The 21,263-nt window shown below is 40.1% G+C and carries 15 protein-coding genes and 1 tRNA gene; 8 read left to right on the plus strand and 8 right to left on the minus strand.

Going from position 1 to position 21,263, the window contains the following annotated elements; all coding sequences use genetic code 11:
- Positions 1-66: 66 nt before the first annotated feature.
- On the minus strand, positions 67-1,770 hold the full coding sequence (locus tag I7804_RS00825; RefSeq protein WP_110072638.1) for a peptide ABC transporter substrate-binding protein: 1,704 nt from the start codon (positions 1,768-1,770) through the stop codon (positions 67-69).
- 284 nt (positions 1,771-2,054) lie between these two features.
- Positions 2,055-3,356, minus strand: a complete 1,302-nt coding sequence (locus tag I7804_RS00830; protein ID WP_248404458.1) for a class I SAM-dependent rRNA methyltransferase — start codon at positions 3,354-3,356, stop codon at positions 2,055-2,057.
- A 195-nt stretch (positions 3,357-3,551) separates the two neighbouring features.
- Between I7804_RS00830 and nudC the strand changes: the two genes are divergently transcribed.
- The 4 genes from nudC to I7804_RS00850 all read left to right on the plus strand — a co-directional run bounded on the left by nudC (position 3,552) and on the right by I7804_RS00850 (position 7,411).
- Positions 3,552-4,370 carry an NAD(+) diphosphatase gene (gene nudC / locus I7804_RS00835; RefSeq protein ID WP_022755550.1) on the plus strand — a complete coding sequence of 273 codons (819 nt, stop codon included), beginning with the start codon at positions 3,552-3,554 and terminating at the stop codon, positions 4,368-4,370.
- 149 nt (positions 4,371-4,519) lie between these two features.
- Positions 4,520-4,592: transfer RNA gene (locus I7804_RS00840), tRNA-Gly, on the plus strand.
- A gap of 462 nt (positions 4,593-5,054) precedes the next feature.
- The gene (locus I7804_RS00845) at positions 5,055-6,395 is read left to right on the plus strand and encodes an MATE family efflux transporter (RefSeq protein WP_282570448.1); all 1,341 of its coding nucleotides are present in this window, start codon (positions 5,055-5,057) and stop codon (positions 6,393-6,395) included.
- Positions 6,396-6,658: 263 nt separating this feature from the next.
- Positions 6,659-7,411, plus strand: a complete 753-nt coding sequence (locus I7804_RS00850) for an alpha/beta hydrolase family protein (protein ID WP_248404462.1) — start codon at positions 6,659-6,661, stop codon at positions 7,409-7,411.
- Positions 7,412-7,614: 203 nt separating this feature from the next.
- On the opposite strand, the gene I7804_RS00855 is transcribed toward I7804_RS00850, so the two are convergent.
- A complete protein-coding gene (locus I7804_RS00855; protein WP_248405925.1) occupies positions 7,615-8,505 on the minus strand; it encodes a DegV family protein in 891 nt (296 codons plus the stop codon).
- Between the two features lie 395 nt (positions 8,506-8,900).
- Between I7804_RS00855 and I7804_RS00860 the strand changes: the two genes are divergently transcribed.
- The 3 genes from I7804_RS00860 to I7804_RS00870 are packed head-to-tail and all read left to right on the plus strand — an operon-like array spanning position 8,901 to position 13,571.
- On the plus strand, positions 8,901-9,884 hold the full coding sequence (locus I7804_RS00860) for an ABC transporter ATP-binding protein (protein WP_248404464.1): 984 nt from the start codon (positions 8,901-8,903) through the stop codon (positions 9,882-9,884).
- Positions 9,877-11,247 (plus strand): ABC transporter permease, encoded by a 1,371-nt coding sequence (locus tag I7804_RS00865; protein ID WP_248404465.1) that lies wholly within the window; start codon positions 9,877-9,879, stop codon positions 11,245-11,247. Before I7804_RS00860 ends, I7804_RS00865 begins: the two co-directional genes overlap by 8 nt.
- Complete coding sequence (locus I7804_RS00870; RefSeq protein WP_248404467.1) at positions 11,244-13,571, plus strand: type II CAAX prenyl endopeptidase Rce1 family protein; 2,328 nt, start codon at positions 11,244-11,246, stop codon at positions 13,569-13,571. The genes I7804_RS00865 and I7804_RS00870 overlap by 4 nt, the downstream gene beginning before the upstream one ends.
- Before the next feature lie 112 nt (positions 13,572-13,683).
- Here the strand turns inward: I7804_RS00870 and I7804_RS00875 are convergent, their stop codons facing one another.
- Positions 13,684-14,697 carry a M15 family metallopeptidase gene (locus I7804_RS00875; protein ID WP_248404469.1) on the minus strand — a complete coding sequence of 338 codons (1,014 nt, stop codon included), beginning with the start codon at positions 14,695-14,697 and terminating at the stop codon, positions 13,684-13,686.
- Positions 14,698-14,903: 206 nt separating this feature from the next.
- Here I7804_RS00875 and I7804_RS00880 point away from each other — a divergent pair, with 206 nt between their 5' ends.
- Positions 14,904-15,356 (plus strand): hypothetical protein, encoded by a 453-nt coding sequence (locus I7804_RS00880; protein ID WP_022754941.1) that lies wholly within the window; start codon positions 14,904-14,906, stop codon positions 15,354-15,356.
- A 386-nt stretch (positions 15,357-15,742) separates the two neighbouring features.
- Here the strand turns inward: I7804_RS00880 and I7804_RS00885 are convergent, their stop codons facing one another.
- The 4 genes from I7804_RS00885 to I7804_RS00900 form a co-directional block, all read right to left on the minus strand.
- A complete protein-coding gene (locus tag I7804_RS00885) occupies positions 15,743-18,436 on the minus strand; it encodes a GGDEF domain-containing protein (protein WP_248404471.1) in 2,694 nt (897 codons plus the stop codon).
- Positions 18,437-18,536: 100 nt separating this feature from the next.
- On the minus strand, positions 18,537-19,238 hold the full coding sequence (locus tag I7804_RS00890) for a hypothetical protein (protein ID WP_022754943.1): 702 nt from the start codon (positions 19,236-19,238) through the stop codon (positions 18,537-18,539).
- 26 nt (positions 19,239-19,264) lie between these two features.
- Positions 19,265-20,467: an ABC transporter permease gene (locus I7804_RS00895; RefSeq protein ID WP_248404473.1), complete on the minus strand. Its 1,203-nt coding sequence runs from the start codon at positions 20,465-20,467 to the stop codon at positions 19,265-19,267.
- Positions 20,460-21,131 carry an ABC transporter ATP-binding protein gene (locus tag I7804_RS00900; protein ID WP_034453690.1) on the minus strand — a complete coding sequence of 224 codons (672 nt, stop codon included), beginning with the start codon at positions 21,129-21,131 and terminating at the stop codon, positions 20,460-20,462. The genes I7804_RS00895 and I7804_RS00900 overlap by 8 nt, the downstream gene beginning before the upstream one ends.
- Between the last annotated feature and the right edge of the window lie 132 nt (positions 21,132-21,263).

Here is a 21,263-nt window from a genome sequence, read left to right on the forward strand (position 1 = left end):
AAAAGCGCGAGAAAAAGTAATTAATCACTACCCTTCCTCGCGCAGCAATTTTTTTAATCTAATATTTTAGTTTTTAGTTGCGTTCTTATAAACTCTGTTAAGAGCTACAGGGTGGAACTCAATTCCTGAAACATTAGTAGAAATAAGTTCTGCGTTGCACTGTGTATAAAGAGGGAAAATAACTGCCTCATCCATTACGATCTTCTCAGCATCGTAAAGAGCTGCCCAGCGGGCCTCAGCATCCATAGCAGTCTCACCTGTTGTGCACTCAGCGATTATTGCATCGTACTCTGAATTACTCCAGAAACCGTAGTTGTTAGAGTTGTTAGTAACCCACATTCCAAGGTATGTCATAGGATCTGCATAGTCAGGCCCCCAACGTGTAAGACCAAGTTCGAAGTCGCCATCCTGCATACGCTGTACTCTTTCCTTCTTAGGCATCTGCTGAAGTTCAACTGTAAGACCGGGAAGAGTTGTTTCAAGCTGCTCTTTTACTACCTGTGCTACCTTAATTGGAGCATCATCTGCATCGTGGATCAATGTGATAGTAATCTCGGATACGCCAAGTTCCTCAAGTCCCTTGTTCCAGTACTCAAGTGCTGCATCAGCATCAAATCTGCAGACATCTGAGAACTTCTCCTGATCAGCAGAGAAGTCTGATCCATCAGGACCTGCTGCGAAGTCCATAGGAACTGCTGTATAAGTTGGAGCCGATCCATCTTTAAGGACGTCTGTTGTGATAGCTTCACGGTTAAGTGCCATTGTGAATGCATAACGGATATTTACGTTCTGAAGCTCTTTTACTTCCTGAATGTTAGGGCTGATATACCAGAGGTATCCGGCACCGATTGCTGTAAATGCAGGATCATCCTTGACCTGATCAACCTGCTCACCGTTAACAAGTGTTGTATCAAGGTCGCCGCTCTGATAGCTCATAAGAGCCTGCTGTGAATCCTGGATAACCTGATAGTTAAGACCAGCAAGCTTAACTGAGTCTGCTCCGTAATAATCAGGGTTCTTGGTAAGGTGGATAGTTGTTGCTGCAGGCTGGTAGTCATCAAGAATGAAAGCACCATTTGAGAGTGTTGTCTCAGGGCTTGTAGCAAAAGTATCCGCACAGCTTTCAAAGAAAGCCTGATTTATAGGATAGAATGTTGGGAAATACATAAGACTAAGGAAATAACTTACAGGAACATTGAGTTTAACTTCAAGAGTCTTGTCATCAACAGCTGTTACGCCAAGTTCTGACTTGTCCTTGGTTCCGTCAATGATATCCTGCGCATTAACGATCTGTCCGATATCGCTAAGCATATAAGAATATTCAGAAGCAATCTCAGGATCAACGGCCCTTTGCCATGCAAATACGAAATCTGCTGCAGTTACAGCCTCTCCATTGCTCCAGTTTGCATCGTCACGAAGATGGAATGTATATGTAAGACCATCATCAGATACATCTACGCTTTCAGCTATCGCATAAACTGCCTGTCCATCTGCATCCATCTGCATAAGACCATCTGTATAGTCTGCAATAACCTCAAAAGAAGTACCATCTGTTGCCTGCTGTGGATCCAGTGATTCAACAGGAGTCTCCAGCATGATATTAAGATCTGATGAGCCATCTCCTGATGCTGTTGTACCACCAGTCTGAGCTGCATCTGTATTACCTGAATTTTCTGATTCTGTTACGCCATTAACTGCAGAGCTTCCGCATCCGATCATGCTAAGCGCAAGCGTAGACGCAAGAACTACAGACAATAACTTTTTTTTCATAATTCTTCCTCCCTTTTAAGATTATATACATGTATACAATTGATGATTATTAATCATACTAAGCGCATAAACATACATATGTCAACAAAAACTTTATCACTTTAAACAATTTATGCATCAACGCGCCTATCGGATAAAGCGCCAAACGCTAAAAAACAGGATAAATGCGGGGGTTGCAGCATCTATCCTGTTAAAAAATTATATCCGTTATATATTTTTCTTATAACAATTGCCTTAAGTTTGATCTGGTGTTCAAAAACTCACTTTATATTTATACGGCACTATCAGATCTCGTCTACTACCTGGAAGATCACGAACTTAAGATAATATGATGTATCATTGGCCCACAGTATCGGATGGTCAGGCCCCTGCTGGCGGAACTCTATCTGGCGAAGGCGCTTGTGAGCATCTCTTGCTGCTTCCTTGATAGTCTTAAGGAATAGATCTTCGTCCATGAAGTGAGAACAGGAACATGTTGCAAGATATCCACCGTTTCTTACAAGGCGCATACCTCTTATATTGATCTCTCTGTATCCTGTTACAGCCTTTTTGATAGAAGCGCGTGACTTGGTGAATGCAGGAGGATCAAGGATTACTACGTCATAGAGCTCTCCGCTTCTTTCAAGAGAAGGCAGAAGGTCAAATATATCTGCGCACTTGTATCCTGCAACGCCGCTTTCGTCTTCTAAAGGGACGCTGTCACCTTCATACTTTCTTGCATCAAATCCGTTAAGACGCGCATTCTCCATAGCCTGATCTATGGCAAGGTCTGAGGCATCTACTGATAATATAGACTTAGCACCTCCTGCCATAGCATTAAGGCCAAATGAACCTGTATGCGTGAAGCAGTCAAGAACCCTTGCATTCTTACAAAGAGTTCTTATAGACATACGATTGAGCTTCTGGTCAAGGAAAAATCCTGTCTTCTGGCCGTCTTTAACATCAACTATGTATTTGATATCATTCTCTACTATCTCAACATTTGTATCAAACTCAGCTCCGATAAAACCCTTGGTACGCTCAAGTCCCTCAAGTTCTCTAACCTTGGCATCACTTCTTTCATATACTCCGCGGATCTTGATGCCGTCTTTTTCAAGAACTTCTTTGCACAGATCTATTATCATATCTTTCATCTTGTCAGTACCAAGTGCAAGAGACTCTATAACAAGACAATCGTTAAACTTATCAATTGTGATCCCGGGAAGGAAATCTGCCTCGCCAAATATAAGACGGCAGGAATCAGAAGTCACACCTTCGTATCTAAAGAGCTTGCCATCAAATCCGTATATGGCCTTTCTATAATTCCATGCATTCTGAACCCTGGTTCTTATAAGAGCTTCATCAACCTTGTTGTCCTTCTTTCTTGACATCAGGCGGACTCTTATCTTGGATATATCATTGATAAAACCATATCCAAGGAAGAAATCATCAAAATCGTGAACTTCAACAATATCACCATTTTCATAGCTTCCTGTAACCTTGGCTATCTCATTATCAAAAACCCAAAGTCCTCCTGCTTTAATAGTGCGGCCCTCGCCTTTTTTCAAAATAATCTTTGCATCTGATATGGAAATTGTATTACTCATGTTAAACCTTTCTGTGCTATATTAAACAAAAGAATTGGACTATAATACTATACTCAAACTTCTTTTTTACACAACTATTCTACTAACTTTTTATCGGATAGTCCATTTTCAAACTTATCAAAACGAATTGGCGCCGCGAGCTCCACCAATTTGAACTATCAGCCACTTTCTATGCTCGCGACATGAGGTTAATATATGATACAGGATATAGCACCATCAATTTTTCATAATGAATATGTAGTTAGAGAACCTTCGCCGGATGATTACGTCTTTATTTTCAAAAACAGGCAGATCCTTGTAAGAGATGATGGAGATAGTATTACATGCCCCAAAGTATCCGATATCGGGAATGACAAGCTTCAGTTTCTCTTCACTATCAACAATAAATACAACTACCTGTATCTTGGTGATGAAGATATCTCTCCGGAAGGCTTCTACTATACAGATTTAAAAAGCCTCAGGCGTACTGATAATAAGCTCCTTGCCTTCGCCGGCATGACAGCTTATCACCTTCATACCTGGTATACCAATAACCGCTTCTGCGGAAGATGCGGCTCTAAGACTATTATATATAACAAAGAAAGAGCTCTAAAATGCCCTGATTGTGGTAACATCATATATCCCCGCATATCTCCTGCTGTCATCATAGCTGTAACAGATGGTGACAAGATAGTTGTCACAAGATATGCAGGACGTGAATATAAAGGCCTTGCTCTTATAGCAGGTTTCTGCGAGATCGGTGAGACCGCAGAAGAAACTGTAGCTCGTGAAGTCATGGAAGAAGTCGGACTTAAAGTCAAGAATATCCGCTATTACAAAAGTCAGCCCTGGGGCTTTGAATCAGATCTTCTGCTTGGCTACTACTGCCAGCTTGATGGCGACGGTACTATTACAATGGATGCTTCCGAACTTAAGACCGCCGAGTGGGTACATAGGGATGACCTTGAAGAAGACAAAGAGCACGTAAGTCTTACTGCTGAAATGATGATGGCTTTTAAGCATAAACTCTTTTGACATTTCAGCAAGCTACAGGCTTCCATAAGGGGCTGATAAAAAATTTAAAAAATCTGGATTTTTTAAATTTTAGTGTTGACACTCAATTCCAATTGCGGTAATATACTTTTTGTCGCTGCGAAACACGCAGCCGACAAAACTTAATAAATGCGATAGTGGCGTAGTTGGTAACGCGCGACCTTGCCAAGGTCGAGACCGCGGGTTCGAGCCCCGTCTATCGCTCGCATAAAACGAAAAGCACATCCTAAAGGATGTGCTTTTTGTTTTAGTGAGCGGCAGAGGAGCCGCTCACACGTGGTGCAGGATTCGTATCTCCGCTTCGCTCCGGTCGTCGCAGGACCGAGGTCCCCCGGACCTCGTGCGACCCGTCTATCGCTCGCGTAAAGAGATGATCACATGATCATCTCTTTTTTTATCGAATCGTATGCTCACACTATTTTTTGTATTTTTGACAAAACAGGTCTAAAACTATCTGTTTTTTTGACAATATTTTTGACATTGTCGAAAAATAATCTCTTATTGATTTTCAAACTATAAAGATGTAGAATTCCATTTAGTAAATCAAATATGTGAATGTTCATCGGAGGGTGAGTTATTCTTGAAATAACAAGCTGGATAAGATGACTGGTTGAAACACCAGTTATACTTATCCAGCTTTTTTCGATGGGAAAGGAAATATGACTTGTGAAAGCTCAAAAGAATTTTACTGAAGGGAAAATATTAGGACCGCTTTTACAATTTGCTCTACCAGTACTATTTGCGCTGTTTCTGCAATCACTATATGGTGCAGTGGATCTTATGATTGTTGGAAAATTTGCTGAACCGGCAGATGTGTCAGGAGTATCTACAGGATCTCAGATAATGATGACTTTGACCAATCTTGTCAGTTCATTATCAATGGGAATGACAGTATTTCTAGGACAAAAGATTGGTGAAAATAAGGCGGCAGAAGGCGGCAAAATTGTTGCAAACGGTATAATCTTATTTTTTATTATAGGCATTGTATTAACTATTTTTATATCAGCTTGCTCAGGATTACTTGCCAGCATTATGAATGCTCCTGAAGAAGCTTATGATATGACTGTTTCTTACGTCAGAATATGTGGTACTGGAGCTATTATTATAATTTCCTATAATCTTATTGGAAGTATATTCAGAGGACTTGGAGATTCAATCACCCCTTTAGTAACAGTTTTAATTGCTTGTATTTTCAATATTATTGGCGACCTTGCTCTGGTTGCAGGATTCAAAATGGGCACAACTGGAGCTGCACTTGCAACTGTTGCTGCACAGTTTATAAGCGTCATAATATCTCTGGTACTGATCAGTAAGAAGACATTGCCATTTAAGCTTGATAAGTCTTGTTTTAAATTTAATAGAGAAATCATAAAAAAAATAATATTTATTGGCGCTCCTGTAGCACTTCAGGATCTGCTTGTTGGAATCTCATTTCTTGTAATTCTTGCTATTGTTAATAGTCTTGGGGTTATAGCTTCTGCCGGTGTAGGCGTTGCAGAAAAAGTATGTGGATTTATTATGTTGATCCCATCAGCTTTTGCTCAATCTATGTCAGCCTTTGTTTCTCAGAATAGAGGAGCTTGTAAATATGATAGGGCATTCAAAGGATTAAAATATGCGATTGGAGTTTCGCTTATATTTGCAGTTTTGATGTTCTATTCAGCATTTTTCCATGGAGATATGCTATCAGGAATTTTTGCCAATGATGCAGATGTCATAGCCGCATCATGGGATTATCTGAGGGCATATGCAATTGATTGCCTCTTCACATGTTTCCTATTCTGCTTTATTGGATTTTTTAATGGTATGGAATATACGAGATTTGTGATGATACAAGGCATTGTTGGAGCTTTTTGGGTCAGGATTCCTGTTTCATACTTCATGAGTAAGCAGGATCCTGTATCCCTTTTTCACATAGGACTGGCCACCCCCTGCTCAACAATCATCCAGATTACGATGTGCTTTATATGTCTTATGGTACTAAAAAAAGGTCTTAATAAAGAATAACATTCATGCAAGCAATTACGCCTATCTATTGACGAAAACTTACTTTAACCATATAATCTCTTCAACAGAACCCGACACGCCTCTCATTATGATGCGGACCACGTCGGGTCATTTTTTATGATATAGGCCATATACCGCTCGATAAGGATGCTGCAAATTTGTGCACAATAATACTCATATAGATTATAATAGTCTTTAACACGCCGTTTATAGCATCTCAGCTTAGAATTAATGTATTTTTAAATAATATTGGGAGGGACAAAATGTATATTGATTGTGACGGTATAAAATTAAACGCATATCTGGACATGCCAAAAGAAAATCCGGAAAAATGCCCATTGTGCATCATAATCCATGGTTTTACAGGTCATAGCGAGGAAAGGCACATTGTTGCTGTTCAGGAAGCTCTAAACGAAATCGGAGTAGCAACACTTCGCGCTGATATGTACGGACATGGCAAGAGTGATGGTAAGTTTGAAAATCACACGCTTTTTAAGTGGCTCACAAATATTCTTGCAGTAGTTGACTATGCCAAAAAGCTTAGCTTTGTCACAGACATCTACATGGCAGGACATTCTCAGGGCGGACTCTCTGTAATGCTTGCTGCAGCAATGGAAAGAGATATTATCAAGGCGCTTATTCCATTATCACCTGCTGCAATGATCCCTGAAATTGCCAGAACCGGAGAACTCCTCGGACTTAAATTTGATCCTGAGAATATTCCTGACGAATTGGAAGCCTGGGATGGCAGAAAGCTTAAGGGTAACTATGTCAGAGTTGCTCAGACCATAAAAGTTGAAGACTATATAGACAAATATCAAAAGCCTGTGCTTATCGTACACGGAGATCAGGACGAAACTGTACCTTATGACTCTTCAGTTAAGTTCTCCAAGCTGTACAAGAACTGTAAATTGGTAACTATCCCCGGGGATACTCACTGCTATGACCACCATCTTGAGCTTGTCACCAAGGCAGTAAAAGAATTTATGCTAGAACAGATGGACAAAACAAACTAAGGTCAAAGTAATATTCACGGATAGACTTCCTCAGAAGATGCAGAAGGGGCTGTTGCGCAAACAGCCCCAAAATCAATTCACCTTGATCTATTGTTCTTAATTTCATCAATTGACAGTCCTTTTGGTATATACGAATTAGCTACTACTAAAATAATCCCTTGATTCTGGTGCATATCATTCGTACCAAGAATCAAGGGACTTTTTTAATCATCTTTTTGATCGCCTATGTAGAATACCGCTACAGTTCCCGGGCCTGTATGGCTTCCGATGGTGGTACCTATATCGTTGATCATCACTTTGCCTTTAAGCTTAGGGAATCTCTCTTCTATAAGGCTTGCAACATACTCTGCATCTTCTCTGCATGCAGACTGGGATATGAAGCACTTGCCACTATAGTCTTTGCCGCCAAGTGCCCTTTCTTCCATGATATCGACAACTCTTTGTGATACCTTCTTCTTGGTTCTTATCTTCTCTCTCGGGATAAGCTTACCTTCTATATTCACATTAAGAAGAGGACAGATATTGAGCATAGATCCTACAAATCCTGCTGTTTTGGATACTCTGCCTCCTTTTATATAGAATGTAAGATCGGTTGAGAAGAACCAGTGCTGCACTTTATTTCTTATATCAAGAGCAAATGCGCAAAGATCTTCAAAGCTAAGTCCCTGATCTCTTTTATCTGCAAGTATATCCATAAGAAGTCCATATCCAGATGAAGCTGCAAGTGAATCAATTATCTCTATCTTTCTGTCAGGATATTTGTCCAGCACCATATCCTTGGCAATATTGGCAGAATTGATAGTACCTGATATTCCTGAAGAAAGAGTCAGGTGAATGATATCCTTACCTTCCTTTACTATACTTTCAAAATACTCTTCGTACTCTTCTACATTGATCTGTGAAGTCTTGGTATCAGCTCCGTCCTCCATCTTCTTATAAAACTCGTCAAAAGGTATCGTCTGACCCAGATCATCCAGATAGTCTACTCCATCCAGCTGATAATGAAAGCAAATATATCTGATATTCTTTTTTTCAAAAAAATCCTTTGGAAGATCTACTGTCGAACAACAACTGATAACATATCCTGATTCCATAAAAACTCCTTCGATGATAAGGCTATGACCACACCAGCCAAGGTACAATGCCAAGCCCATTACACCGTTTATCTTATTACAAAAAACTTATAGTTAAGTTTATAGTATGGTTTTACCAATTACAATAGTTTAATATTTTTAAGTGTAATTATTGTACCATATTTCATCCACTTTTAAACGCCCAAAATTACAATCAAACGATACCGTAACCAATATTTACTTTTTGAATTATTTTTATAAAAAAACTCTAATACTGTTTTTCACTGAATTAGTTTCTCCTAATTTTGACTTATTTTAAGCTTGAATTAAGCTTCGGATATTGGAGTTTCTTATCTTTTTTGTTACAATTTTAAAGATGTTAAAATTATTGAATTGATATATTGAGGAGATATCACATGGCATTTGAAGTTAAACATTTGCAGAAAAAATTTGGAGATAAACAGGCAGTCGAAGATCTTTCATTTGAGCTTAAAGAGCCCGGAGTATATGCGCTTCTTGGAACCAATGGCGCAGGCAAGTCAACTTCCATTCGTATGATGCTTGGAATACTCGAAAGAGATAACGGCGAAGTTCTCTTTGGCGGAGAGAACTTTGATACACGTAAAGTCAACGTCGGATACCTTGCAGAAGAAAGAGGTCTGTATCCCAAATATCCTATCATGGATCAGCTCTTATACTTCGCATCTTTAAAGGGCTTATCCGCAGACACCGCAATGGACAGGATCAAGTATTGGGGAGACAGGCTCAAGGTCACAGAGTATCTTTTTCCTGAGAGAAAAAAGGGTAAGAAATTCAAACCAACTCTTGCAGATCAGCTGTCCAAAGGTAACCAGCAGAAGATCCAGCTTATGGCTGCTCTTATATCAGACCCTCAGTTTCTGATTCTTGACGAGCCGCTTTCAGGCCTTGACCCGGTTAATACAGACCTTTTCAAAAGCGTTATCCGTGAAGAGATCGCCAGGAACAAATATATCATCATGTCATCCCACCAGATGCCTGTTATTGAAGAGTTCTGCGAAGATATCACTATCCTTAACAGGGGCAAAGCTGTAGTATCCGGCAATCTCAACCAGATAAAAAAATCCTACGGTCGTGTCAATCTCTTTGTTAAGTGTGATGAAGATATCTCAGATACTATCAGCACACTCGGCATCAAGGTCGTTAATAACACACCTGCCGGCATACAGCTCAAGGTCAAGGATGAATCTGAAGCCAAATCCCTTCTAAAGCGCCTTAGCGATGAATCAAGGACCATCGTAAGATTCGAACTCAGAGAGCCTTCACTTCACGAGATCTTCATTGAAAGCGTCGGAGAAAGTGCTTTAGATAACGATCAGAATAACGCAGATAACAAAGCGGAGGAAAACATAAGTGAATAAAAATGATCTAAGAGGATTCAAGCAAGTCTTTATGTTTGAATTCATGACAGGCATCAAGAAAACAGGCTTCAAGGTATTCCTGGCTATAATATGCACTCTTTCCTTCTGTTATATGCCCTTAATGCTTATCATAAGTAATATCAAAAATAGTGACGATTCAGGCAAGAATACTCAGGCAATATCTTCTATTGAATCAGTATATATTTATGATAATTCAGGTCTTGAGATAGACTTTGATTCTTTTATAGATAATGAAGTCTACAAGAATGTTTCATTCATAACAGACTCCGAAAAGTCATACGATGAAGCTATAGACAGTTTTGATAAGGACACAGACATTTATAGTCTTATCATTAAAACAGAGTATGATAAGCAAAAAGGATTTGATGTTTATATTACACGTTCTCCAGGGTCTAAGATAAAAGATTCTGAGCTTTCTGATTTTGAAGATGCCTATGTATCTTTTTACAGAGAAGGAGTCCTTAAAAACCTTGGCGTAAGCGAAGAAGATTATGAATATCTGTCCAAAGAATTCGACGTGACAGTTATGAAAACTGATAAAGAGGGTAACTTCTTCGAAGATACAGGAAGTATCTCATCCGGCGATTACTTCGTAATGCTGGCAGGTCTTATGATAGTATTCATGTTCATAAACATGTCTGTTGGAAATGTAGCAACTTCTATAGCAACAGAGAAGTCTTCAAGGGTTATCGAATATCTCCTTACAGGAACAAGGCCCCTTGCACTACTGTCCGGCAAAATCTGTGCAAGACTTTTAGAGACTTTGATCACAACTTTTGCTGCTTACGGATGCTTCTTCCTATCACAGCTTCTGTGCATAATCATAAATGCGCAGAACATAGTTTCAAGCGCATCTTCAGGAAGTGTAGTTGTAGTCTCTTCAATATGGGAGAATATCACGCTTTCAAAGCTTGTAATAACTGTTTTATACTTCCTTGCAGGATTGTGCCTGTATTCAATAATAGGAGCTTTGACAGGTGCAAGTGTATCCAAGCTCGATGAGCTCCAGGATGCGTATAAGACATTCAGCTTCCTTCTTATCATCTGCACTTATGCAGACATGGCTCTTATTATCATGATGCTTAACATGAGCGGAACTGAAGCTTTTAAGAATTATATAGCAATATGTCCTTTTACCGGTGCATTCATCACACCTGCCCTTATACTTACAGGTAAGATCAGCATCCTGACAGGACTTATAGCTCTTATAGTAATAGTCATAGCCGCAGTTATCATCTTCATTCTATCTTCGGCAGTTTATGAATCCATGCTCCTGTTCCAGGGCAAGAGACTCAAAGCTAAAGACGTTATCAAACTCATGAAAAAACAGGTGGTTGTATGAAAAACTGGCTTAAAATATGTAAATTCACACTAAAACAAGCCATTAAAGGCAAAAAATTTATTGGCTCTACAGTCTTTGTAGGTATAGCATTTTTGATAATAGCTGTTGTTTCCAACATCCTTATATCAGGAGCTCTTGATGACAAGGATAAGGCAAGCGACCTAAAAGCTGTATATATAGTTAACGAGACAGATCTTTCTTTGGATATAGATAGTTTTGAACAGAAACATCAAAAAGACTATCCATATCTTACGATCAGTGAAGTATCCGGATTAAGCGCCGAAGAAGCTGCCAAGGATGTCACAGCACTCGGAGACAACGAAGATACTTCTATAGTACTTAACATAAAAGAAAGTGAAGAAAGCTGCGATCTAACCATTTATATCCCAAAAGAAAGCACAGTAGGAAGTGGCGATGCCAAGGACTTTGCCAGAGACTTTTCTGAAACAGTCAAGAATGCGAAGATAAGCAGCACAGATGTATCTGCAGATAAGATCAATATGGCAGTAAGTGATCTAAATATAAATGAGATCACAATCAACGAGCCTTCAGAAGAAGAGGATTATTCTTTTATTTCTTATTTTGCTCCCATGCTCGTTATGATGGTCTTATATTTCCTTGTGATATTCTATGGTCAGAGCATCGGTCAGATAGTAAGTATGGAGAAAACTTCCAAACTCATGGAATATATCCTGACACTTTCAAGTCCTTCTGCCATTATATTTGGTAAAGTTACTGCTATCTTCTGTGAAGCAGTGATCCAGACAGCCGTATGGATAGCATGCGCTGTCACAGGTCTTGTGGTAAGTAATGTTGTTATAACCGACATCATCGGAATTAGCCGCGTTGACATCATCTCTTTATTTATGGATATGTTACCGGAAAATGGTGTATCTGCAAACTTCTATGTCCTTTTGGTATTAGCTGTTATAGCCCTGTTATGTGCGTTTTTATTCTACTGCTTTGTATCAGCCCTTTTTGCATCATTTGCTGCAACTGCAGAAGAGTTATCACAGACAACATCCATATCAGTTATGACTATGCTGGTAGGGTTCCTTGCTTCCTTGTATGTACCTCTTTTTACAGAGAATGACCCTATCGGAATGACTATCATCAGAATCATTCCTTTCACATCAGCTTTTGTCCTGCCTGGTGATATAGTATCTGCAAGGATAGGATTTATACCGTTTGTATTGTATCTGGCTCTCCTTCTTCTTTTTACAGTACTACTTGCAATCCTTACTGGAAGAGTTTATAAGAACAGGTTATTCAAAAAAGGTACAAAAGGAATCTTTGCAGAAATCGCTGGTGCAATAACAGGCAAAGTCAAAAACAAAGAAGATGGTCTTAATGAAGTCCTGGAATCTCAGGATAGCAGATCTTCTAAAGCCTTAATGTATGGAAACCTTGATAATGCCAAAAAAGCCTATACAATCATAGGCTTTGCTATCCTTACATTCATGCTCGCAGCTAATGCGATCGGAGGCATAATAGGAGATGTCCTTGCCAAGATAATCTCTGCAAAAAGCCACTTGGAACTCACAGATATATATACTGATACAACATTTTTAGCACTAACTAATATCGTCAGCATATATGGTATAGCCTGCCCTTTATGCGCGCTTGTTGCAAAGCTCTCCAATGGTTCTAAATATGTTGTAAAAGGCACTATCTCCAAGAATCAGTACATAAGAGCAATATGCATCATGTTCCCTGTGACAGTGTTACTCGCCAACTTTAGTAATTATCTTGCTGCGCTTCTGTCAGGTGGTGAAGCTGAGAATTCCATGATCAATACACTTATATCAGGCGATAACATCCTGTCTATGATAATGGTATCCGTACTCGCACCTATATTTGAAGAGCTGATCTATAGAAAGCTAATAATAGACAGGACAAGGCGTTACGGCGAGCTTACAGCTATTACCTACTCCGCACTTGCATTTGGACTGTTCCACTGCAATATATACCAGTTCTTCTATGCATTTGCACTTGGCCTGATATTTGGATATGTATATGTCAGAACAGGTAATATCCTTATGACAATTGTGATGCATATGATAGTAAACTCATCATCAGCGATAATGGCACCTTATATGCCGGTAGTATATACCTATTTCATATATGTGATGATAGGACTTGGAATCGTATCCATAATATATACCATCATCAAAAAAGATGTACATTTTGAAAAAGCGCCAAACGAAGTACCTCACAAAATGCTCTCCGGCGCAGCCTTCAAGAACTCCGGTTCCATCCTGTTTGCAATCGTCTGCATATACATCATGGCCTATTCACTGATTGCATCAACTCTATTAGGCTAACATATAGATTCATGCTGCCCTCGTGGGAAGTGCGATATCCTTGAAGTTTTTTGGGGATATCGCACTTCCCGAGATGGTAGTTTAAACAGTGTCTTTTCAATAATCAATCTCTTTAGTAAATAGCACGAAGCTCATCTGCAACTGAATCAGGCATTTCGAAGTGCTGGTAGTCTTTGGCACTGGTCCAACTGCCTCCCCATTCAAATCCATGTTCTATAAAGAGTTTATAGCACAGGTCATCTTCATCTATCTTGTAGGGAAAGTCTGCTTCTCTGTCAAGATAAGGCTCACCTGCTGCCGGCTCGACTATTCTCGTTCCGTCTACTATCTTGGTATACGGATTGTATAAAGGGTTAATATCAACAGCTATTCCAAGGCCGTGCTTGGATATCTTGGTAGTATGAGATATAACTCTATAGTTAAAGCAGGATGAATTGTTGGCTGTCATAGAAGTCTCGTCATCAGCACCGTATTCATCTATAAGTACCATGTGTTCTATAGGATAGTCGTTAAGATATAGCTCTTCAAATATCTCCAAAAGGTCCTGAGCTATGATCTTATGACATACCATCTCGCCTTCGCAGGTATCCCCTTCAAGATCCTTATGAAGTATATGGATATATCTAAGATCCTCTCTGGGAACATTACAGTCATCCTTATAAGACTTCCCCTTCATCCTGTTAAAAAGTTCATCAGTGATTTCTGATATATAGAAATCTTCACTGCTTATAGTACTATCCATATCTGCCTTTTCCTCTTTATTCTGGTTAGTATCTTCTATCTTATCATTATCAGAAGCGCCCTTAGTATCGTCATTATCTGTAGACACACCCGCAGAACTTGAATCATATACAGTATCTACGCTATTATCTTCAGAACTATCAGTCCATGCCTCTGAGGAAGCCTTATTACCAGCTTCTTCATTAGACTCATTATTCGAATATTCGCTCTTTCCCGGCGTAGTACTTTCTATTTCATCCTCTTTATAAGTCTTAGTGTCAACGCTTTCTGAAGTATTTCCATCATCTGTTAAAACGCTTTCACTGCCTTTGCCACATCCGGTCGCAAGAACTGATATTACTATTATCATACTTATAATACTTTTAATACTTGTATTACTCTTCATAGTTTTAATCCTCCTCCCGCAGCCTCTTAGATAATAGCTCTACCTTTAGTATACACCTCTATATTATGTATATCTGCTCCCTCTACTCTATCTTGTACACGCCCCATCATCTGTTCTATAATTAACTAAAACTTCTCGCCCTGCACGGATACTGTCATGCAAGGGCGCCCCAAACAACCACCTATATAACCGAAGGAGACCCAAAAATGTCTAATCGCAGAAGAAAGAAGAATACAGGAGCAAAACTTATTCAGTTCCTGCTTATACTGGTAATACTCGGCCTTGTCATATTCATATTTAAAATCGCAGTATGGGATTCCATGCTCAAGAAGAAAGCCGTCAACTACGCCGTATCCAACGTAATAGAACAGGTAGCCGCATCATCCGGCGTATCTGTAACATCCAAGGAAGTTGAAGAAGTCCTTAATTCAATGGACCCGGAAGATCAGGAAACTCTCAACACCATAATAGAAGAAAATGTCGACCAAGAAGCCGTATCAACCATAACCTCCTATGTATCAAACGGAGACATGGAAAGCGCTGCCGAGTATGTTCAGGAGAACCTCTCTGAAGAAAATGTAGAAGACCTCCAACAACTTTATGACAAATATCTTGCAGACGAATACGGCGATATCGACATCCAGCAATACGCCAAGTAATATTACCATCTTTATGTTATTACATATATTAGAAAAGGTCATCTAGACGCCAATATAATATATCAAGCTCAAACATCCCACTTGAACGAGGCAGTATCGCAAAAGGATTTTCAGAGACGGGCAGTATATAGATTCTTGCCATGCTTTTAATCGTTTTATTAACTTCATGAGCATGATAGATGGAGTCTTTCATTCTGTCTGGGGTCCAACTGTCTGAGCGAAGCGAGTTTTGGACCCCGGAATGAAAAGCGACATCTATCGTGCCATGAAGTTTAAAACGATTAACAGCATGGCAAGAATCTATATACTGCCCGTCTCTGAAAATTCTTTGGCGATACTGCCCCCATCCAAGTGGGATGTTTTAAATATATCTGTCAAATTTTTTTTCACACGGTCAGCGGCAAACTGCCATAACCTTTCTTGATAAGGAGCTTCTCATAATCCGCAAGCGTCATAGGGCGATAGTAGCAATTGCCCTGGATGAATCTGCAACCTATCTGTTTAAGGTTCTCTACCTGCTCACGTGTCTCTGCTCCTTCTGAGATGACCGGGATATCACTTTCTCTACCCACATCCAGCATCATCTTAACAGGATTAAAAGCCTTGCTTGCCATAGGCAGCATACTTAGATAGCTCTGGTTCATCTTGATGCCATCAAGAGTAGTTCCATACAGCATCCTGAAGCTGTCGAACCCGCATCCGCTATCATCCATAAATACCCTTATACCAGCATTACGCATGACATCGACCTGTCTACTGATATTCTCAGGATCATCTGCATATGTCTGTTCTGAAAGTTCTATTATGAGGTACTTGGATTCGATAGAATATTCATTAAGGAGCTTTATTAAAGTCTCAGCCACTTTTATATAATGGAAATCCACATGGGATATATTAATAGAGCATGGCAGAGGCGTTATACCCCTTTCTTTTGACTCTCTCATCCATTCAAACAGTCGTCTCCACATCTTGATATCAAGAGACAGGATATATCCGCTTTCTTCTAAGATATCGATAAAGCTCTCTGCACGCAGCAGATTGATCCCTCTCTGCCACCTGATAAGAGCCTCGGCACCGACTATCTTACCTGTATCAACTTCTACTGCAGGCTGCATATAGCATCTGAATTCATTCTGTATAAGGGCAAGCTGTATCTCCTGAACATGGAGCCTTTTACTCTCGGTCTCAGTCCTGAAGTCTTCTGTACTATACACATGTACATGCTCATTATAATTGTCTTTGACACTGGACAGAGCTATCAGAGCTCTATCATGCATAGTCGCAAAGGTCTCTTTTCTGTCAATAGTAGTATAGATTCCTACAGCCGGAGCAAAGCCGCCGTCCATATGATAATCTCTTAGATTCTTCCTGATATAATCTGCCAGATTCTCTGCATCTTTAAAATCAACCGCAAGACCTATAACACAGAAATTGTCTCCGCCAAGATACGCAGATAGTCCGTGCAGCATAAATGCAGCCTGAGATACAACATCTGTAGCCAGTGTTATAAGCTGATCTCCGGCATTCCTTCCAAAAGTATCATTATAAAGCCTTAGGTGACCCAGATTAATAGCTATAGTGCAGACATTCTCGCCTTCTTTGCGTCCCGCAAGCCACTCCTCTGCCTGAGCAGTGAATTTCTTGTTAAGATAGAGCTGCTTCTGAGCCACGAAATCTTCAGAACTACTTGTAAGATTCTCTGATACCGGCTCTCTTTCACGCTGATCACTTATATCTCTAAGCGAGCTAATAAGGACTATCTTATTGTTATCTCGCCTTAGCATTGTGATCTGCTCTTCTACCCAGCACCAGAAACCGTCCACAGTACGTGCACGATACTTGATGATAGCCGCATCTTCTCTGTGCCTTTTTTCAAGATTAGTAATAAGAGATGACACATTCCAAAAGTCCAGATACTTGAGCTTATCGCTTGGATGGATCTGATTATCCGCTATTGAATTAAGCTTGACTGAAAAAATACCTGTCTTCTCACGTCCGCCTCTATCCTCATATTTATGTGGCACACAGTATATGACTCTGTAGCCATTTTCCTGAGGATAGACTTCCATAACTTCATCAGGCCTGCTGCTTGTCTCTTCGCCTTCTTCAAAAGTCTTATAAGACGACTTTTTGTCCTTGTACATAAGGTCATCAGCCTGAGATTTGAGCTCGTCAAAATTCCTCTGGTAGCTTTCTGCGTATACAGCGCCTATGGCAACCTGAACTTCTCTATTCTTGAAGCTTTCTCTAACTTGCAGCGTCTTTTCATCGAATTCTCTTTTATCAATGTCAGAGAGAATAACAAGGAACTCGTCACCACCTATTCTATACAGGCTATCAGGTGGGAACACCTCCCTTATAGCATCGCAGGCATTAATAAGGAGTCTGTCACCTGCTTCGTGACCTTCTGTATCATTGATCTCCTTCATGCCATTAAGATCTGCAAACAGGATAGCAAGAGGCACACCCACTCTGAACTGCTCTATATCTCTTGTAAGAGCATTACGGTTAGCAGCACCTGTCAGCTTGTCCATAAAGCCTATATCCTTGAGCTGCTCGATTGTACCCTGACTGTGATACAGATTCCCTACCAGATAAAAAATGCCCTGGAAAATCGCAGAAATATTCTGTATATTTTCCAAGGTCGGATTTACAACAAGCCAAAAGCCCAGATCCTCGCCCATATGCGAGAGCTGACCCATAATAACAGCTTTGGATCCGTACTTCTCAAGCTTTAGATATAATTCATTATTAGTATCTTTGATACTGCTGACATCTTCTATTATGGTGACTCTGCCGTCTTCAACGACGTCAAGCCACGGCATCATATCCAGCCAGGTCAGTTCTTGAAGCTGATCTCGTACAGAGCTTATTCCTTCTCCGCACCACTCATCAGTGCATCTATATGTATCTTCAGGCGTTCTTAGAAGTACTATCACACGGTCGCACTTAAACATATCTCCGACGTATGACAGAAGCGCCGCAGATGAACCATCCTCAAAATCTTTCCAGACAGATCTGTATTGAATTCCCTTTTTTAAGGCTTTGCCGGGCTTAAACTTAAAGTCAAAAAGCGCCATATACAGAAGATCCTCCAAAACACAAACAAAACAGGCTCTAGAATATTATCGGAAAAAAAAGAGGATTTCTTCACCCAAAAACTTATAAGCAAAAACACCATTAGTACCTTGGATCATTCTCGTTGGCATAATCGTTAAGATGGTCTATCTTCTCGGCCTGATCCTCAGGGCTTCCCACTCTTCCCTGCTCTACTGCATGGATTATGTAATGGATATAATACTCGGCCATGTCATCACCAAGTTCAGCCGCTATATCAGGATATCTGTTCTTAAAATATACAGGGTCAAAGTTAACGCTTGCTCGTCTCCCCTCAGCCATTCCACACAGAAGGAAGTGCTGGAAAAGAGCCTCTTCGTTAAGTCCAAATACTGCCTGAAGATCAGGATTAGCATTGTAATAATATACATAATCAAATACATCGCTCATATCTTCAGGTGTAGGAACAAGTCCTGCTGCCCTGTGATATACGTAGCTGTTGATCCATCCAGCCTTATAGAGCCTTTCAAGGACTGTAACAGGCACCGTATATCCATGATCATACATATCCAGAACTTCGCCCATAGTCATAACACGATAACGGAAACACAGTTCCAGCTGTTCATATATCCCGTTATCATCTGTATAAGGATTGGTAAGTGCAGGTTTTATAAGTGTTTCAAATACATATGTCTTGGTAAAATCACTATCATACGCAGGTCCTGCGCTTGCAGTGATAGGACTAAATAGAACTGATGCAGCGATAAAACCTGTAAGTACAAATGCACAAGTCTTTGACACCATCTTTACAGACAATCTTTTCATGATTTTCAACCTCTTTTCCTAATCTATTATTCCGATCTAAGTGCATCGATAGGATTGAGCTCGCTGGCACGTCTTGCAGGCATCCATCCAAAGATGATGCCAACAGCTGCAGAGAATCCTACGCCAAGAGCCACAGCTCCCCAGGATATCTTGAAAGCAACATCCATAAGATTCGATCCTACATATGCTATGATAAGTCCCAGGATTATTCCTATAAATCCGCCCATAAGTGAAAGTATTATGGACTCCATCAGGAACTGAACCTGTATCCTTGACGGCTGGGCGCCAAGAGCTTTACGAAGGCCTATCTCTCTGGTTCTTTCTGATACTGAAGTCAGCATCATGTTCATAATACCTATTCCGCCTACAAGAAGCGCTATAGATGCTATGCCTCCAAGCATAGATGTCAGCATGGACTGAACAGATCCCATAACATTAACAAGGGCTTCCAGATTGATCACAGAAAAGGCATTGTCAGCTTCATTATAGATACGATCAAGTTCCTGTCTGAGCGATGTCTCAACATCACTTGTCGAAGTTCCGTCTTTTACATATACATTAAAGTTTGTGATATTACTTGCAAACGTCATCCTCATGACATTCCTGTAAGGAACTATGACATTGCCATCCGAGTTACTGGTATCTGAATATGCAGCAGATAGATTAGTACTTTCTCCTTGTATACCGATAATAAGATAATCGTATCCGCCGATATGTACAGTCTGTCCTATAACATCACCGCTTTTTAGGACTTTACTTATAAAAGTCCTGTCAACAATGCATACCTGCGTATAGCCATCTGCTTCAAATTCTCTGAAGGATCTCCCTTCTTCGATGATATCATTATGGGCAAAAAAGCTAACGTCCACCCCATCCATGGTTACATTATCATATATCTCGCCCTCGCTTACAGCACTTACAGTAGCTGATACAGACGGTGCTATCCCGTCTACACCCTCGATATTTCTAAGTCCCTCTACATCTTTTTCTGTAAGGCCGTTCTTTAGGGCTGTTCCTGGAGTCATAACCGTTATCGTGCCTGCACCAAGTTCTGAGAACTGTCCCATAACATAATCAGACGCAGTCTGTACTATCGTGATAAGTCCTATTACAGATGCTACACCTATCATGATTCCAAGCATTGTAAGAAAAGAACGCATCTTATTGCTCTTGATATTCTGAACAGACATCTTGATGCTTTCTTTGATCATTCCTATAAACTTACGCATCTTCGACATCTCCTTCACTTATAACTCCGTCAAGGATCTTGACAATACGTCTAGCATGTCCTGCTATCTTCCTGTCATGAGTGATCATGATGATGGTCCTTCCCTCTTCGTTAAGGGAATGGAACAGGTCCATAACAGCAGCTCCTGTCTTTTGGTCAAGAGCACCTGTTGGCTCATCTGCAAGTAGGATAGTCGGATTAGTAGATACAGCTCTTGCTATAGCTACTCTTTGCTGCTGACCACCGGATAGCTGATTGGGAAGATTGTACATCTTGTCGGCAAGGCCTACTTTTTCAAGGACTTCCTCTACTCTTTCTCTGCGCCTTTTCTCCGGCATGCCTGCATATATAAGAGGAAGTTCCACATTCTCAAATGCTGTCTGTCTCTGCAATAGATAAAATGACTGAAAGATAAAACCAATCTCTTTGTTTCTGATATTGGCAAGAGACGCTTCATCTTCATCTGCTATAACACGTCCTGAAAGCTCATATTCACCGCTTGTAGGTACGTCAAGACAACCTATGATATTCATAAGAGTAGACTTACCTGATCCTGATGGCCCCAGTATTGCAAGGAACTGTCCTCTCTTAACTGACAGATCTATATTCTTAAGTACATGGAGAGTCTCTCCTGCCATCTTATAATCTTTGCAGATACCGCGCATGATAAGGATCTTATCAGCGTTATCATTGGCTATATCATTAGTCTGTTTTTCTATAGTATTAGGAACAATAATATTATTAGTATCAACTGTATTTTCAGTATTAACTGTATTTTCAGTTTCAACTGTATTATC

Origin of the sequence: Butyrivibrio fibrisolvens (assembly GCF_023206215.1) — a bacterium.
GTDB lineage: Bacteria > Bacillota > Clostridia > Lachnospirales > Lachnospiraceae > Butyrivibrio > Butyrivibrio fibrisolvens_C.